This is a genomic window from Agromyces mariniharenae, from assembly GCF_008122505.1.
GTDB classification, from domain to species: domain Bacteria; phylum Actinomycetota; class Actinomycetes; order Actinomycetales; family Microbacteriaceae; genus Agromyces; species Agromyces mariniharenae.
The window spans coordinates 1484413-1498241 of the sequence record NZ_VSSB01000001.1 but is presented as its reverse complement, the minus strand read 5'-3'; the positions used below and the strand labels follow the sequence as shown (position 1 = coordinate 1498241).

At 72.7% G+C, this 13829-nt stretch carries 16 protein-coding genes; 8 read left to right on the top strand and 8 right to left on the bottom strand.

The genetic code is table 11. The features are described from left to right. Positions 1 to 12: 12 nt before the first annotated feature. From FYC51_RS06810 to FYC51_RS06800, 3 genes are read right to left on the bottom strand one after another with little or no spacing between them, the layout of a single operon-like run. Positions 13 to 1296: an ROK family transcriptional regulator gene (locus FYC51_RS06810; RefSeq protein ID WP_148732854.1), complete on the bottom strand. Its 1284-nt coding sequence runs from the start codon at positions 1294 to 1296 to the stop codon at positions 13 to 15. Between the two features lie 53 nt (positions 1297 to 1349). Beyond that, complete coding sequence (locus FYC51_RS06805; RefSeq protein WP_148732853.1) at positions 1350 to 2849, bottom strand: carboxylesterase/lipase family protein; 1500 nt, start codon at positions 2847 to 2849, stop codon at positions 1350 to 1352. A 10-nt stretch (positions 2850 to 2859) separates the two neighbouring features. Beyond that, positions 2860 to 3435 (bottom strand): TetR/AcrR family transcriptional regulator, encoded by a 576-nt coding sequence (locus FYC51_RS06800; RefSeq protein WP_187432522.1) that lies wholly within the window; start codon positions 3433 to 3435, stop codon positions 2860 to 2862. A 330-nt stretch (positions 3436 to 3765) separates the two neighbouring features. Here FYC51_RS06800 and FYC51_RS06795 point away from each other — a divergent pair, with 330 nt between their 5' ends. The 6 genes from FYC51_RS06795 (at position 3766) to FYC51_RS06770 (ending at position 7302) form a co-directional block, all read left to right on the top strand. Then, positions 3766 to 4452, top strand: a complete 687-nt coding sequence (locus tag FYC51_RS06795) for an RraA family protein (RefSeq protein ID WP_148732852.1) — start codon at positions 3766 to 3768, stop codon at positions 4450 to 4452. A 186-nt stretch (positions 4453 to 4638) separates the two neighbouring features. Next, positions 4639 to 5262: a hypothetical protein gene (locus FYC51_RS06790; RefSeq protein ID WP_148732851.1), complete on the top strand. Its 624-nt coding sequence runs from the start codon at positions 4639 to 4641 to the stop codon at positions 5260 to 5262. A 181-nt stretch (positions 5263 to 5443) separates the two neighbouring features. After that, positions 5444 to 5791, top strand: a complete 348-nt coding sequence (locus FYC51_RS06785; protein WP_148732850.1) for a hypothetical protein — start codon at positions 5444 to 5446, stop codon at positions 5789 to 5791. Positions 5792 to 5796: 5 nt separating this feature from the next. After that, a complete protein-coding gene (locus FYC51_RS06780) occupies positions 5797 to 6321 on the top strand; it encodes a hypothetical protein (protein WP_148732849.1) in 525 nt (174 codons plus the stop codon). 154 nt (positions 6322 to 6475) lie between these two features. Then, positions 6476 to 6793, top strand: a complete 318-nt coding sequence (locus FYC51_RS06775) for a hypothetical protein (protein ID WP_148732848.1) — start codon at positions 6476 to 6478, stop codon at positions 6791 to 6793. A gap of 11 nt (positions 6794 to 6804) precedes the next feature. Then, positions 6805 to 7302 carry a methyltransferase family protein gene (locus FYC51_RS06770; RefSeq protein WP_238476248.1) on the top strand — a complete coding sequence of 166 codons (498 nt, stop codon included), beginning with the start codon at positions 6805 to 6807 and terminating at the stop codon, positions 7300 to 7302. Here the strand turns inward: FYC51_RS06770 and FYC51_RS06765 are convergent. Further along, positions 7292 to 8668: an alpha-hydroxy acid oxidase gene (locus FYC51_RS06765; RefSeq protein WP_148732846.1), complete on the bottom strand. Its 1377-nt coding sequence runs from the start codon at positions 8666 to 8668 to the stop codon at positions 7292 to 7294. The two genes, FYC51_RS06770 and FYC51_RS06765, sit on opposite strands and share 11 nt — an antisense overlap. 83 nt (positions 8669 to 8751) lie before the next feature. Further along, positions 8752 to 9543: a FadR/GntR family transcriptional regulator gene (locus FYC51_RS06760; protein WP_148732845.1), complete on the bottom strand. Its 792-nt coding sequence runs from the start codon at positions 9541 to 9543 to the stop codon at positions 8752 to 8754. Positions 9544 to 9708: 165 nt separating this feature from the next. Here FYC51_RS06760 and FYC51_RS19170 point away from each other — a divergent pair, with 165 nt between their 5' ends. Both FYC51_RS19170 and FYC51_RS06755 read left to right on the top strand, forming a co-directional pair. Beyond that, positions 9709 to 9909, top strand: a complete 201-nt coding sequence (locus tag FYC51_RS19170; RefSeq protein ID WP_187432521.1) for a hypothetical protein — start codon at positions 9709 to 9711, stop codon at positions 9907 to 9909. An 85-nt stretch (positions 9910 to 9994) separates the two neighbouring features. Beyond that, positions 9995 to 10513, top strand: a complete 519-nt coding sequence (locus FYC51_RS06755; RefSeq protein ID WP_187432520.1) for a DUF1707 SHOCT-like domain-containing protein — start codon at positions 9995 to 9997, stop codon at positions 10511 to 10513. Between the two features lie 28 nt (positions 10514 to 10541). On the opposite strand, the gene FYC51_RS06750 is transcribed toward FYC51_RS06755, so the two are convergent. From FYC51_RS06750 to FYC51_RS06740, 3 genes are all read right to left on the bottom strand, one after another. Beyond that, complete coding sequence (locus FYC51_RS06750) at positions 10542 to 11525, bottom strand: NYN domain-containing protein (RefSeq protein ID WP_148732843.1); 984 nt, start codon at positions 11523 to 11525, stop codon at positions 10542 to 10544. An 84-nt stretch (positions 11526 to 11609) separates the two neighbouring features. After that, the gene (locus tag FYC51_RS06745) at positions 11610 to 12056 is read right to left on the bottom strand and encodes a CU044_2847 family protein (RefSeq protein ID WP_148732842.1); all 447 of its coding nucleotides are present in this window, start codon (positions 12054 to 12056) and stop codon (positions 11610 to 11612) included. A 16-nt stretch (positions 12057 to 12072) separates the two neighbouring features. Further along, a complete protein-coding gene (locus tag FYC51_RS06740; protein WP_148732841.1) occupies positions 12073 to 13794 on the bottom strand; it encodes a CHAT domain-containing protein in 1722 nt (573 codons plus the stop codon). Positions 13795 to 13829: the final 35 nt, after the last annotated feature.

Below are 13829 nucleotides of genomic sequence, written 5' to 3'. Positions count from 1 at the left end.
GCGCGCTCCGCGTCAGCCGGCCAGGAGCAGCGGCTCGGCGAGCAGCCGCTCACGCGCCTGCCAGCGCGCGCCCACGAGCGCGGCATCCGCGCCGACCCGCGCCGCCGCGATGGCGGGTATCGCCTCGAGCGCGCCGCCGCCGATGGTGGGCCGGTTCGAGCGGTACGCCGTGTCGATGTCGGCGACGAGCCGGCCCCAGTAGCCGCCGACCACGACCACGGCGGGATCCACGGTCGGCGTGACCAGCTGCAGCGCGCGGCCGATCCAGTGCGCGGCGTCGAGCCACGACCAGCGCGCCCGATCCTCGGCCGCGGCGATGCGCGTGACGAGCTCCTCGAGTGCGGCCGTGTGCCCGCGCGTCGCGGCGAGGTGGTCGAGGCCCGCGCGCGCCAGCACGACGTCGGCCGCGGCGACCGTCGCGAGGCATCCGCGCTGGCCGCACTCGCAGCGCACGCCGTCCTGCAGCACGGGCAGGTGCCCGAAGGTCGCGGCGAGTCCGTGTGCGCCGCGCAACGGCGCCCCGCCGGTGACGACCGCGGCGGTCACGCCCGTGTCGCCCGAGACGAAGAGCACGTCGTCGACGCCGGGCAGCTCGGCGCGTTCGGCGACCGCGGCCGCGACGGCCGCGGACTGCAGCGTGAGGGGCAGGAGGAGCACCGACTCGACGGGCCTGAGGCCGGGCACGCGGGCACGCAGCTCGCCGAGCACATCGACGGGTTCGGCGCCGAGCCGGCCGTCGTTCACGACCACCGCCGGGGTGCCCGCGACCGCGCCGTCGACGAGCACCGTGACGTCGGCGATCGGGCGCCCGGCGCGCTCGGCCCAGGCGAGGGCCCGGGCGAGCGCGATGCCGTTCGCGTCGAGGGCGAGTGCCGACGCCGAGGGCGCACGGGGTGCGGGCGGCGCGTCATCGGGGACGGCGACGTCGTCGACCACGACGATCGGGACGTCGAACCGGGCGAGCTCGTCGCCCGAGAGGCTGGCCACGGTCGCCACCGCCTCGTCGACGCGGAGCACGGTCGTCACGACGACGTGGTCGGCCGCGGCGAGCGAGAGCGGGGTCGCGCGACCGTCGCCCGTCGGGTCCTGCTCGGCCGGACGCACGATGCCCGCCTCGATGAGTCGCGCAGTGAGCCCGGCGATCGCACCGCGCCCGAGGCCCGTCGCATGGGCGAGCTCGCTGCGTGTGGCGCTGCCGTGGGTCACGAGGTGTTCGAGGACGAGGGCGGAGTGCTCCCGATGCACGCCCAGGGGGCCGGTCGACGTGGGAACGGATGTCTCGCCGACGTTCGTCATGTCGCAAGCATGCAGCCGCGTGTCGTCGCCGGTCACGTACCCCGTTCAGGGGGTCAGGCGTCGAGGAGTGCCGCGACCTCCGCGTAGCCGTCGCGCCGGTCGACGATCCTGGGCTCGTCCCACACGCGGATGACCCGCGCGGCGTCGGTCCATCGCGCCCAGCCGGGGTCGCCCCGCGTGACGAACGCGACGGCCGCGGAATGCACCGCGTCGGCGAGCGCCTGCGGCGGATTGGGGCCGGCGAGCGGCTCGACGCGCTCCGAGTCGAGGCAGTCGAAGAAGAACGGCACGTCGAGGCGGTGCACGGATGCCGCGAACGCCGGCGAACGCCAGGCGAAGCGGTAGACCCAGGTCGGGGCATCCGCGCGCAGTCCGGCGACCTGGGGGATCGTCGTGCGGAACACGCGGTCGGTGACGTAGCGCCCGAGCACGAACGCCGTGCCGCGGGAGCGCACGTCGCGGTTCGCGGCGAGCCACGCCCTCCTCGTCGCCTTCGGCATGCCCATGCGGCGCAGCGCCAGGCTCGCCGGGATCCAGCGCAGCTTGTGCTTCGCGGGGGTGAACGCCATCGTGAACTCGTCGTCGGTGGCGCCGAGCACGAGCGGGATGCCCGCGCCGACGCCGGCGGCGATCGATTCGTGCGTCGGGCGCGGGATGAGGTCGCCGTCGACCGCCGGTCCGAGGGCCAGTCCGTCCTCGAGCAGCGCGCCGAGCTGGGACGCGCCGTCGCCGTCGGGCGTCGTCGCCTGCTGCTGCAGCTCGATGACCCGGTCGGGTTCGAGCGTCGAGAAGCCGGCGCGCGTCGGCTCGACGCCGCCGAGCTCGGCGACCCGGCGGCCGATCCGCTCGGCGCGATCGGCCGCGACGTCGGCGGTGGCGCCCGAGATCGCGTACACGCCGTGGAACAGGCCCTGGGCGCGCGGCATCCCGAGCAGCGTGAGCACCGCGCCGCCACCGGCGGACTGTCCGGCGATCGTGACGCGATCGGGGTCGCCGCCGAACGCCGCGACGTTGTCGCGCACCCACTCGAGCGCGAGCAGCCAGTCGAGCGCGCCACGGTTCATCGGCGCGTCGGCGATCCAGCCGAACCCGTCGAACCCGAGCCGGTAGGAGATCGTCACGGTGACGACGCCGTCGCGGTTGAAGGCGCACCCGTCGTACCAGGTGCTCGCGGGCGAGCCGGCGAAGTATCCGCCGCCGTGGATCCAGACGAGCACCGGGAGCCCATCGCCGGGCTCGGCCGGCGACGGCGACGGCGTGAAGACGTTCACGTTCAGCGTCGACTCGCCCGGCACCGACGGCTCGGGGATGAGCGTCACGCCGGGGTCGCCGCGCTGCGCGGTCGCGCCGAACTCGAGGGCGTCGAGCACGCCGTCCCACGGCGCCTTCGGCATCGGCGCCGCGAAGCGGCGCTCGCCGACGGGCGGCTCGGCGAACGGGATGCCGAGGAAGGCCGCAGAGCGGTGGCCCGCGGCATCCGCCCGCCATCGGCCGCGCACGCGGCCCGCCCGGGTGACGACCTCGACGAGGGCCTCGATGCCGGTCTGGGTCACGTGGTGCTCCTCAGGCCCGCGTGACGAGCTGCCAGAGGTAGGCGACGTGGTCGGCCATGTCGATCGAGGGATCGAGCATCCACTGGGTCTGCAGGCCGTCGGCGGCGGCGAGGAACAGGTTGGCGATGCGGTCGGCGTCGAGGTCGGCGTCGATGCGGCCCGCAGCCTGCTCGTCGCGGATGAGCTGCGAGAACATCGCCCGGAACTGCTTGTAGCGCTCGATGAAGAACTCGCGCGCCGGGTGGTCGGGATCACCCGCCTCGGTGGACACCTGCGCGTACAGCTGCACGAGCCCGGGCACCTCGGAGTTGTGCCGGATCACGGCGAAGAAGCCCTCGATCGGCGACTCGTGCATGCTCTCGAACGCGGAGGCGTCGACCTCGTCGCGCTTGCGGAGGATCTCCTGGAAGAGCTCCTCCTTCGAGGAGAAGTAGTGCAGGAGCCCGGCCTGGCTGAGGCCCACCGCGTCGGCGAGCTCGCGCACCGAGGTGCGGCGATAGCCGTTCCGGGCGATCACGTCGAGCGCCGCGGTGAGGATCTCCTCGCGCTTCGCGATGCCCTTCGCGTACGAACCCCTGCGTGCCATACCTGCATGCTACGGACTCGTCGTTGCACACAGGTGGAGCAGCTGCTCGCGGCGGCGAACGCGCAGGGGTAGCACCGCACGTCGTTCGCGACACGACGGCCGGGGTTTCGACTCCCGGCTCTCCGTCGTGTTCGTGGTGCGAACGCGACGAGCTGCAGGAACTTCCGAGCGACACGCCGTCCGAGGGCAGCCCGCGCTCGGCGCTTCGGCCGAGTGTTCCTGCAGTTTGGACGGATCGCCGCGAATCGTGTCGGCGGGGATGGCGGGAAGCCGACGCAGCTCGGCAGGTGCGCACCTTGCCGCCGCGGACCCGTTCAGTAGCATCGCCGCATGTCCATCGAGATCGTGCCGCCCACCGCCGCCGTCGCCGACGCCGCCCTCCGCCTCGGCGTCGAGGCGCGCCTGGCGCCCGTGTCGCTCCGTTCCCTGCTTCCGACCGCGCCGATCGCCGGGCCCGCCCGGCCGGTGACGCACCTCGGCAGCGTCGACGTGCTGCTCGAGACGATCGACGACGCACCGCCCGGCACGATCATGGTCGTCGACAACGGCGGCCGGCTCGACGAGGCGTGCGTCGGCGACCTCATGGTGCTCGAGGCCGAGCGCGCCGGGCTCGCGGGCATGGTGATCTGGGGCCTGCACCGCGACACCGCTCAGCTGCGCGAGATCGGGCTTCCCGTGTTCAGCCTCGGCGCGTGCCCGTACGGTCCGCGTCGGGTCCCGCCGGCCGGACGGCGGATGGCGTCCGCGGTGCTCGACGGCGTGACGGTGGGGGAGGACGACCACGTGTTCGCCGACGACGACGGCGTGCTCGTCGTGGCATCCGTGCACGTCGACGCGTTGGTCGAGACCGCGCTCGCGATCCAGCGGACCGAGACCGCGCAGGCCGATCGGATGCGCCGGGGGGAGAGCCTGCGCGCCCAGCTCGACTTCGCGGGCTACCGCGCGCGGCAGGCGGCCGACCCCGAGCTCACCCTGCGTCGGCACCTCACGGAACGCGGCGGCGCGATCGAGGTCTAGCGAGGGCACCGGCTCGACGGTCGCGGCTCCCGCGCGTCTTCCGACACACCCCTTGTATCCCGGCTGCGACGAGCGCACAGTGGAAGGAGCGAGGGAGGTCCCATGCGCGACTCGATGGTTCACCCGGATGTCATGCCGATCCTCTCCCCGGGCCGGCACCACTCAGCGCGGCGCGGGGCGTGCTTCATGGAGTTCGCGTCGTACCTCGCAGGCGAACGCTGGAGCGACCATCCCGCCTGCACGCACGGCACCCTCGCGCACCTCGCCCGCCTGGTGAACGACCGCACGAGCGACGCGGGCCGAGCGCAGCTCACGCCGCTCATCCCGAGGGTGATCGGGCTGACGAGCGACGACCCGATGCTCGACGTCGTGCTCGCGGTGCGGGCCGCCAGCGCCGCCCTGCCCATCGCCGCCGAGGAGCGCCAGCGCTCGCAGGCCGTGGGGCTGCGCGTCGCGCTCGAGATCCTCGCCGACCGTGACGACGAGTTCGCCGCGGACGCGCGGGAGCTGGCGGAGGGCGCCCTGCGCGTCGACCCCGGCGCCGACGAGTGGGCTGCCCGGTTCATCGCGGAGATCGGCCGGGGACGCCGTCCGGGCATGACCGCGCGACAGTGCCGGGGCATCGTGACGGGCGCCGTCGACGGGATCGCGCGGGCGTGCGTCGCGGATCCCGACGATCGACTCGTCGCGCTGCTCGCCGCCGCCGTCTCCGACACGGAACGGTTCGTGGACGCGCCGTCCGAGCCGGCCGTCCTCATGATGGACGCCGACCTTCCCGAGGCGGGCGTGCCGGCGGTCGTCCGCAGCTGAGTCGCTCCGCGAACGCAGGAACAACGTGGCATCCGCCGCGTGCCGCGGTCGACCGGATGCCGCGTGTCGGCCGTTCCTTCCTGCATCCACGCGTTCCCGCAACCCGTTGACGCCGGCGGCGGCTCCCCGTAGACACGGGGTGATCGCATCGCGAGCGCGATCCGACGAAGGGAGCCGACGGATGGCCGTGAAGCTGAACCAGACCGGACTCCGGCACGCCCGCTCGCTCGTGCGCGACGGCAAGGTCGTGCGCGACGAGCGCGACGCCTGGAGTGAGGACGCCCCCAGCGCGGAGGACGAGAACGACTTCATCGACAAGCACGGCTGGGGCGAGTACAGCAAGTGGCACCTCGGGGTCGACGACGACATGGACCGCGACACCAAGGGGCACTACAGCTTCCCCTACGGCGACTTCGCCAAGGTGCACCGCTGCGCCGTGATCTCGGCCGAGAGCCGCGCGGGGCAGTTCGACCACGACGAGATCCGCGACGAGGCGAAGAAGCTGCTCGACCTCATCGACGAGGACTGATCGACATGGCCACGCAGCGCGACGACCGGAAGCAGGCGAAGTCCGCCATCCGCGCCGCCCGCAAGGCGGAGAAGGAGGCGGGCAAGCTCGCGAAGCAGCTGCCGAAGGGCGGCCCGCGGGCGAAGTTCGAGGCGGTCGTGGCGGATGCCGCGACGACGCGCCGCGCAGCGGAGGCCGGCCGCGACGCGGATCCGCGCCGTGCCGCGCGGCAGGCCGCCCGCGCGTCGGCGAAGCTCGAGCGGGCCTCGCTGCGGATGGGCCCGAGCGGGGACGTCGGCAAGGCCAAGGCGACGCCGAAGGACACCGACGCCGAGGCCCGCGCCAAGGCCCGGGCGAAGACCCTGAAACGCCGTCGCAAGCAGGCCAAGCAGGTGCAGAAGATGGCGAAGTCGGTCGCCCTCCACACGGTCGTGCAATCCGTGACCACGCCGACCGAGAAGGAGCAGGCGAAGAAGGACATGAAGCAGCTCCGGCGTCGTGCGAAGCGGATCGAGCATGCCGGCGGCCGCCCGCGCCGCCCTGCGCCCTGATCTCGCCGCCGACAGGACCAGGCCCGGAGCGGGTCACCACCTGCGGACGATCACGGCGACGCTCCGATCGGCGCGTCGAACGACTCCGTCCGGCGCGCCCGAATGGGGGATTCTCCCGATGCCGCGGCCGGCCGCCGCGCCTAGCTTCGGTGTCATGGACCTCGCCGTGTTCGCCGGCGTCGTGTCGACCGGCCTCTTCGCCATGAGCTACCTGCCCATGCTGGTGAAGGCCGCGCGCACGAAGGACCTCTCGTCGTACAGCCTCGGCAACCTCGCGATCACGAACGCGGGCAACCTCGTGCACTCCGTGTACGTGTTCGCGCTCCCGTTCGGCCCGATCTGGCTGCTGCACGGGTTCTACCTCGTGGCCTCCGCGCTCATGCTCGTGTGGTTCCTGCGGTACCGGGCGCCATCGCGAGCGCCGAGCACGACGGAGGTGCACGTCCCTGCAGAACCGGAGCGGGTGCCATGAGCCGGAGCGTCATGACGCGCATCCGTGCCGTCTACGACAACACCCCATTCCCGGAGGGCCAGGCGGTCGGCCTCGTCGTCGACCCCGTCCTCGACCGCGTCCGGCCGATGCCGTTGCCGGGTTCCCGGGCGCTGCACCTGACGGCGGGCCTCCTCGCGCTCGCCGCGGGCTTCGCGCTGGACGCGTGGGCGCTGATGGAGCGGCGACGTCGGACCGCGGGCGAGTTCCGGCTGGAGGAACCGGAATCGCTGGTCACCACCGGGCCGTACGCCTGGTGCCGGCACCCCATGTACGTCGGAAGCTGGCTCATCCACCTCGGAGTCGGCGTCATCCGCGGGTCGGGCTGGGTCGCGGTCACGCTGCCCGTGGGCGCGATCGCCGAGCACCTCGGCGCGCTCGCCGAGGAACGCGCGCTCCATCGCGCCTTCGGCGAGGAATGGGCGGACTACCGCGAGCGGGTGCCGCGGTACGCGGGGTGGCCGCGACGACGCGGGCGCGCTACGGCGTGACCTTCGCCCGCGATCCCGCCCGGCCGTTCGAGGAGGGCGCTGCGGGCTTCTTCTTCGCGCCGGCGGACGGGCGCGGCGAGCGCACGGTCGTGGGCTTCGACGCGACCGCGGCCTCCGCGGCATCCGCCACCGGCTTCGCGATGGGCTGGAGCCGGGCGAGCTGCGTGACGTGCTGCGGGCCGAGCTCGTCGAGCGTGGCGACCTCGAGCAGCTTCATGGTGCGCTCGACCTCGGTGCGCAGGATCGAGATCGTGCGGTCGACGCCGCGGCGCCCTCCCGCCATGAGGCCGTAGAGGTACGCGCGCCCGATGAGCGTGAAGCGCGCGCCGAGCGCGACGGAGGCCACGATGTCGGCGCCGTTCATGATGCCGGTGTCGATGTGGACCTCGAGGTCGTTCCCGACCTCGCGCACCACGTGGGGGAGCAGGTGGAACGGGATGGGCGCACGGTCGAGCTGGCGGCCGCCATGGTTGGAGAGCACGATGCCGTCGACGCCGCGGTCGGCGAGGAGCTTCGCGTCCTCGACGGTCTGCACGCCCTTGACCACGATCCTGCCGGGCCAGATCTCGCGGATGACGTCCAGGTCCTCGAACGAGATGGTCGGGTCCATGGCGGAGTCGAGCAGCTCGCCGACGGTGCCGCCCGTCGACGACAGCGACGCGAACTCGAGCTTCGGCGTCGTGAGGAAGTTGATCCACCACGCAGGACGCGGGAGCGCGTTGATGACCGTACCCGGCGTGAGCTGCGGCGGGATCGAGAAGCCGTTGCGCTTGTCGCGCAGGCGGGCGCCGGCCACCGGCGTGTCGACGGTGAAGAAGAGCGTGTCGAAGCCGGCGGATGCCGCGCGCTTCGCGAGCTCGTACGAGATCTCCCGCTTGCGCATCACGTAGAGCTGGAACCAGTTGCGGCCGTTCGGGTTGGCGGCCTTCACGTCCTCGATCGAGGTCGTGCCGAGCGTGGAGAGCGTGAACGGGATGCCCGCTGCCCCTGCGGCGCCGGCGCCCGCGATCTCGCCCTCGGTCTGCATCATGCGCGTGAAGCCCGTGGGGGCGATGCCGAACGGCAGCGCGCTCGGGCCGCCGAGCACCTCGCGGCTCGTGTCGACCACGGGAACGTTGCGCAGGATCGACGGGTGGAACTCGACGTCCTGGAACGCCTGGCGCGCGCGCGCGAGCGAGAGCTCGCCCTCGGCGGCGCCCTCGGTGTAGTCGAACGGCGCCCTGGGGGTGCGCCGCTTCGCGATGTCGCGCAGGTCCCAGATCGTCAGGGCCTTCTCGAGCCGGCGGTCGGTGGGGTTCATCGTCGGCTTCTTGAACCGCATGAGCTCGGCGAGCTCCTTGGGGTTCGGGAACTGGCGCTTCACCATGGTGTCGCTCTCTCTCGTTGCTGGTCTCGGTCGGCGAGGTGACGCGATCTGCCCGCTCCGCTGACGCGAACGGGCGGATCGCGTCACCTCGGCAGGCTCTGGGTGGTCGGGGTGGGGTCGGGAAGGGTCTCGGCGTAGTAGCCGGAGATGTGGTCGTGCACGCGGGACCGTGCGGTCGGGGCATCCGACGCCCGGATCGCCTCGACGATGCCGCGGTGCTCGCGTCGCAGCCGCGTCGACGTGGTCGCCCAGTCGGCGATCGTGTCGAGGCCGGCGCGGGCGTAGCCCTCGATGCCGCTGCGGAGGCCCGCCATCGTGGCGGCGATCACCTGGTTGCCGGATGCCTCGGCGAGCGCGAGGTGGAAGGCAGCGTCGAGCGCGAGGAACTCTGCGGCGTCGAGGTGGGGGTCGTCCATCGCGTCGAGCAGCAGGTCGGCGGCATGGAGGTCGACGTCGACATCGGCGGCTGCCTCCGCCAGATCGCCCGCCACGGAGGTCTCGAGGATGAGGCGCGTGCGGACGATGTCGGCGACCGGGAAGCCGCGGGCCGCGACCTGGAGGCGCATGAGGGCGCTCATGCCGCCCTGCGGCGTGGCCACGATGATGGCGCCCGCGGTCGGGCCGGAACCGCTCGCCGTGCGGATCAGGCCGAGCACCTCGAGCACGCGGAGCGCCTCGCGGACGCTCGACCGGCCCACGCCGAGCTCGGCGGAGAGGGCGCGCTCGCCGGGGAGCCGATCGCCCGGGACGAGCTCACCGGAGAGGAGGCGGGACTCGACGTGCTCGAGCACCGTCTGCCACGCACGAGGCGCATCGGAGGCCGGCGTCGTCGTGGACGCGAAGACGTTCGACGCATCGGATGCCGCAGCTTCCATGCTCGCTCCTCTCCCGCGACGGTGTGGTCTGACCACACTAGCACATGTGGTCTGACCACATGGCGGTGGGTGACGGCACAGGTCGCCGCAACCCCCTGTCGCGTCGGCCCGGGCCATCGCAGACTGATGCGGACGGCGCCGTCGTGCGCCGAGACGGGAGTCGAGATGACCGACATCAACACGCCCCCCGACGGCGACGCCGTCGACCGCGATCCGAAGCGTCCCGCGGATGAGGCGTCATCCTGGGACATCCAGCCCCCGCCGATCGAGGACGGCGTGGTCCCGGGCGTGCCCGACGCGAGCGAGGCGCTCGACGAGGGCACCGACGACGGGCCGGGCACGAACGCGAGCGGGGTCGGCGCGTAGGGTCGTCGGGCCGCTGGAACCGGGATCGGACGGATTCCTCCGCGAACCCTTCCGTCGGCTGACCCCGTTCGGGCACGCTGGGGGCATGAGCGGATACGCGAATCCCGATCGACCCGAGCAGCGGCTGAGCGACGCCGAGCGCGACGAAGCCGTCGGCCGACTCGCGCAGGCGAACGTGGAGGGTCGGCTCACGACCGAGGAGTTCGGGGAGCGCTCCGCCGCCGCACGCCGCGCGGTGACCCGCGGCGACCTGGTGCCGCTCTTCGCCGACCTGCCCGAGTCGACCGCTCCCGAGCAGGAGGTGCCGCTCGTCACGGGACCAGGGGTCCCGGTGCCGCCACCGCCGCAGCCCGGGGCGACCTACGGCACGGCGTCGCCGGCGTACGCGGCATCCGACGTCGGCACCGGCCGGGGGAGCCGGGCGCTCGGCGGCCGGGTCGGCGCGACCATCATGGCGCTCACCCCGTTCCTCGCCGTCGCCCTGTTCTTCATCACCGGGTTCAACGGCAGCTTCGCCTGGTCGTGGCTCTGGTTCCTGCTCGTGCCCATCGCGGGCATCATCATCTACGGTCCCGGCTCGGACGGACGCCGCTCGCGGCGCTGATCCTCGTCGGCCCCCGGACGTCGGGCGCTCAGCCCTTCTTCGGGCGGATCCGGATGCGGTTGCCCGCCTCGTCGAGCTCGACGACGCCGGCGCGCGACTTCACGAAGTCGCTGAACGAGCCGAACCCGAGCTTGCGTTCCTGGAACGACGGATCCATGCGCTGCATCTGGTTCTTCACGGCGCCCGACGGCTGCCACTCCTGGTCGTTCCGCGCGCGCAGCAGCTCCAGCGCCTTGAGCAGCAGGCGGCCGGGGTTGCGTGTCGGCGGCGCGGCCGCGGGCGCGGGTTCGGCGGGCGCGGATGCCGCACCGCCCGACTTCGGGGGCTGGACGCCGGCGTCGGGCGCGGCATCCGTCGACTTCTTCGATCGGCTGCGCGACGGCTTCGATGCCGGCTCATGCGCGGTCTCGGGCGGCGCAGCGGTGTTCTCGTCGTCGTCGACCGCGGCATCCGTCGACAGCAGCGCGTCGTAGTCGGCGAACTCGTCGCACGCGGCGCTCAGCGCCCGGCTGGTGCCGCCGGCGACGCCGATGCCCACGACGTAGGCGCCGAGGCGCTTCGCCTTCTGCGCGAGCGGAACGTAGTCGGAGTCGCCCGCCACGATGACGATGTGGGTGAGGCCGTCGAGGCGGAACAGGTCCTCGACGGCGTCGACGGCGAGACGGATGTCCGCGCCGTTCTTCATGGACTTCACGAGCGGGAACAGCTGCACGAGGTCGACCGCGCGGTCGATGAGCTGGCCGCGGTAGCTCGCGTTGACCGGCGTCGACCAGTCGGCGTATGCGCGGGCGAGCGCGATCGTGCCGAACGTCGACGCGTAGTCGAGCACCGCGTCGACGTCGACCGTGGCCTCGAGCAGCCGCGCCGCGGCCTGCGTGCCCGAGGCGGGCGCCTTGCTGCGCGAGGTGTCCTTGCGATACGCGCCGTCGCCGTGCAGCTGGTCGTAGCGCGAGATGACGATGTTGTCGAAGTCGAAGTAGAGGGCCACGCGGGGTTCTGCCGAGGCGGGCATGTCGACCTTCCGTCGTTGGGCGTTGTTCCCGATGCTAGCCCGGGCGCATGTCGTGCACGTCGTGCGTCCGCGGTCGGCGCGAGATCACCCCCCGTGCTTCATCCACCGCATGGTCACGCGGAAGTTCGCCTGCGAGCCGGCCGCCGCGATGTAGGCGCCCACCTCGAGGCTGACCTGGATGCCGAACTCGACCTCGAGCTCGTCGGGCGGCTCCTCCTGCGCTCGCACCTGGCGCAGCAGGGCGGTGACGGCCGGCTTCGCGTGCGCGAGCACCTCGTCGAGGCTCTGCTGCGTCCGCTCGACCAGGCGACCGCCGCCGATGCCGCGGGTCGTCAGGGCGCCGTCGGGGATGCCGCGGAGCGTCACGCCTTCCGGCGCACCCGAGGGTTCGGCCGCGTCACCGGCGGCGAGGCCGAGCGGGCTGCCGTCGGGCCCGAGCGGGCCGTCCTCGGGCCCCAGCGGGCCGTGGTCGGCGACCTGGACGGCGACCTCGCTCCCGTCCTGTGTCTGGAAGATCACGATGCGTTCCATGGGACATCCGCCGATCTCACTCGTAATTCGCCTGGATCGCGGCGCGGAACTGGCCGGCGTTGTCGGACAGGTCGGCGTCGTTGACCCCGAGCATCAGATCGCCCTGCGAGGTGCACTCGTAGGTCGTGCCGGAGCCGACGGCGAACGGCTCGGGCAGCGTGGAGAGCTTGCCGATCACCGACGCGGTGTTGAAGTCGGGGTACGCCCGCAACTCGGGAAGCTCGCCGTTCGTGAGGCCGTCGGGCCCCACCTCCGACTCCGCGGTGCCGTCGTAGTAGATCGTGCCGCTCGTCGTGATGACGAACTCGTCGCCCTGATCGCAGGTCAGGCCGACCTCCACCCACTGCTCCTCGGAGCCCACGGCCAGCACGGCGGTGCTCGGCTGTGCGCTGCTGTCACCGCCGCCGTCCGATTCCCACGGACGCAGCACGTTCAGGAGGTAGACGAGGCCGGCGATCACGACCGCCGCGATGATCGCGACGAGGATCCACGTCCTGCGTGGGGCGCGCTTGGGCGATTCCCTCCCGACCGATGCCATCGCGGGTTCGGCGGCGACCGGAGCGCTCGCCACGGGTTGCCAGTTCTCCCGACGACGAGGAGACGGACGCTCGGGCGGCGGGACCCTGTGGAACTGCGCGGTGACGTCGAAGAGACGGGCGCCCTCGCCGCGGAGGTAGAGCACGGGGGTGACCCACTCGAGCGTGCCGCGGCCGATGCCGAGGATGCCGATGCGGCCGCTGCGCACGGCCTCGTCGATGCCTCGACCGTACGCGAGCGAGGTGTAGAAGCCGCGCGCGAACGCGAGGGCCGCCATGTCGCTGATGGAGAACTGCATCGCCGCGACCGCACGGATGCCGCTGTGCGCGAGCGCAGCTGCGGTGCCCGAGAAGAGGTCCGACGTGCCTGAGGCGCCGGACTGGCACGAGTTCAGCACCACGAGGCGCGGTGTGGGCTCGGCCTCGTCGAGGAGGTCGGCGAGTGCGGACGCGGTCACGTAGTCGGCTCGTCCGTCGCGGCCCACGAAGGCGAGCACGCCCTCGTCCGTGTCGGTGTCGTACGCCCCGTGGCCGATGAAGTGGAGCACGTGCCACCTGCGTTCGAGCAGCTTGGCGTGGATGCCCTCCCATGAGGCATCCTCGAGCCACTGCAGTTCGACGCGTCCCGTCTCGAGGTGCGGCTTCAGCGCACTCTCGAGTCGGGTGCGCTCGTCGTCGATGTCGAGCGTCGGGAGGCCCCGAGGCGACGAGATCATGGCCAGCACGCGCAACGGCGGCGTGAGGGTGAGCGGCTCGGTCGAGTACGGCGCCGGCACCTTTCTCACGAGCGGCTCCTTGCGGCAGAGGTACCGCTGCGTCTCGGAGTCGTAGAGCGTCTCCCACGGCAGGGCGGCGAGCCCCGGCGCCGTGAGGCTCAGCGCGATCTGCACGCTCTCACCGCGCTCGGACGCGACGGCCATGCTCGTGCGGTACGCGGTGGCGACGCTGCCCGCGAACGCCGAGTCGAACAGCCGCCGGCCCACGTCCTGGATGGCGGTCTCGGACTCCGACATCACCCGCCGCGCCGTCACGGAGGACGCCAGCACGCTGGCCTCCACGTGGGGCCGGCGATTCACGAGGTCGTCGAGGTCGAGCGTGATCGTCTCGGTCGGCTCACCGCCGCCGACGGACCGCAGGACGCGCACCACGTAGGAGTCCGGTTCGGGTCCGGGCCCGATCTCCAGCTCCATCACCGTGTCCATGGGCGAATCCTCGTCGTGCGGGGCCCGGCGGCCAA